Below are 2,292 nucleotides of genomic sequence, written 5' to 3' on the forward strand. Positions count from 1 at the left end.
AAGCGGATGCTCCAGGAGGCCGTCGACTCGCTGTTCGACAACGGCCGCCGCGGTCGTCCTGTCACCGGACCGGGCAACCGTCCACTGAAGTCCATCTCGGACATGCTCAAGGGCAAGCAGGGCCGGTTCCGTCAGAACCTGCTCGGCAAGCGCGTGGACTACTCGGGCCGCTCGGTGATCGTCGTCGGTCCGCAGCTGAAGCTGCACCAGTGCGGTCTGCCCAAGCAGATGGCGCTGGAGCTGTTCAAGCCGTTCGTGATCAAGCGTCTGATCGACCTGGGGCACTCCCAGAACATCAAGGCCGCCAAGCGCGCGGTCGAGCGCTACCGCCCCGAGGTGTGGGACGTGCTCGAAGAGATCATCCGCGAGCGTCCGGTGCTGCTCAACCGTGCCCCCACCCTGCACCGCCTGGGCATCCAGGCGTTCGAGCCGCAGCTCGTGGAGGGCAAGGCCATCCAGCTGCACCCGCTCGTGTGTGCCGCGTTCAACGCCGACTTCGACGGTGACCAGATGGCGGTTCACCTGCCGTTGAGCGTCGAGGCCCAGGCCGAGGCACGCATCCTGATGCTCGCCTCGAACAACATCCTCAAGCCCAGCGATGGCCGCCCGGTCACCCTGCCCAGCCAGGACATGATCATCGGTCTGCACCACCTGACCACCGTCAAGGACGGCGCGCTCGGCGAAGGCCGCGTGTTCGGCTCGGTCTCCGAGGCGATCCTCGCCCGCGACGAGGGCACGCTCGACCTGCAGGCCAAGGTACGCATCCGTGTTCCGGGTCTGACCTTCCTCGAAGGCGACGGCCCCGACGGCTACGAGCGGCACGGTCTGGTCGACGCCTCGCTCGGCCAAGCGATCTTCAACGACACCCTGCCCAAGGGCTACCCGTTCGTGCGGGAGCAGGCCGACAAGGGCAAGCTGTCGCAGATCGTGAACAAGCTCGCCGAGGAATACCCCAAGGTCGAGGTGGCTGCGACGCTGGACCGCATCAAGGACGCCGGCTTCTACTGGGCCACCCGTTCGGGCGTGACCGTCGCACTCAGCGACATCATCACCCCGCCGGAGAAGGCCGAGATCGTCGCCAAGCACGAGAAGGAAGCCGCCAAGGCGCAGGCGCAGTACGAGAAGGGTCTGACCACCGACGCCGAGCGTCGTCAGGAGCTCATCAAGATCTGGACCGAAGCCACTGACGAGGTTCAGGTGGCGATGCGGGCGAACTTCCCCGAGGACAACACCATCAACCGCATGGTCTCCTCCGGTGCCCGTGGTAACTGGCTGCAGATCCGGAACATCGCCGGTATGCGTGGCCTGGTGAACAACCCCAAGGGTGAGATCATCCCGCGCCCGATCGTGTCGTCGTACCGCGAAGGCCTGTCCGTCGCCGAGTACTTCATCGCCACGCACGGCGCGCGTAAGGGCCTTGCCGACACCGCGTTGCGTACCGCCGACTCCGGGTACCTCACCCGTCGTCTGGTGGACGTGTCGCAGGACGTCATCATCCGCGAAGAGGACTGCGGCACCAGCAAGGGCCTGGAGCTTCCGATCGCGACCGTGGGTGCCGACGGCACGCTGCACCGCGATGACAACGCGGAGAACTCGGTGTTCGCCCGGACGCTTGCCACCGATGTGGTCAGCGAGTCTGGTGAGGTGCTGCTTGCGGCTGGTTCCGATGTCGGTGACCCCGAGATCAACGCGCTGGTCGCCGCCGGGATCGAGTCGATCAAGGTGCGCTCGGTGCTCACCTGTGACTCCGCCGTCGGTGTGTGCGCGCAGTGCTATGGCCGGTCGCTTGCGACCGGGTCGATCGTGGACATCGGCGAAGCGGTCGGCATCATCGCCGCCCAGTCGATCGGTGAGCCCGGAACCCAGCTGACGATGCGTACCTTCCACACCGGTGGGTCGGCGTCGGCCGAGGACATCACGCAGGGTCTGCCCCGCGTGCAGGAGCTGTTCGAGGCGCGCACTCCAAAGGGTGCTTCGCCGATCGCCGAGGCCGACGGCCGGATCACCATCGAGGAGACCGAGAAGTCTCGCAAGGTGATCCTCACGCCCGACGTCGGCGATGAGCAGCACGTCTACCCGGTGCTCAAGCGCGCGACGCTCCTGGTCGAGGACGGCCAGCACGTCACGGTGGGCCAGCCCTTGCAGGTCGGCACGCTCGACCCCAAGGAGGTCATGCGCGTGCAGGGCGCTCGCGAGGCGCAGAAGTACCTCGTCGGCGGCGTGCAGGGCGTGTACCGCTCGCAGGGTGTTCCGATCCACGACAAGCACATCGAGGTCATCGTGCGGCAGATG

At 66.6% G+C, this 2,292-nt stretch carries 1 protein-coding gene; it reads left to right on the forward strand.

Annotated features, from left to right (window positions below; all coding sequences use genetic code 11):
* Positions 1-2,292 (forward strand): DNA-directed RNA polymerase subunit beta' (rpoC, locus tag ACK5IN_RS09875; RefSeq protein ID WP_416896021.1); only part of this gene is annotated, 2,292 nt, incomplete at both ends.

Source organism: Microbacterium sp., assembly GCF_047971895.1.
Lineage (GTDB): Bacteria > Actinomycetota > Actinomycetes > Actinomycetales > Microbacteriaceae > Microbacterium.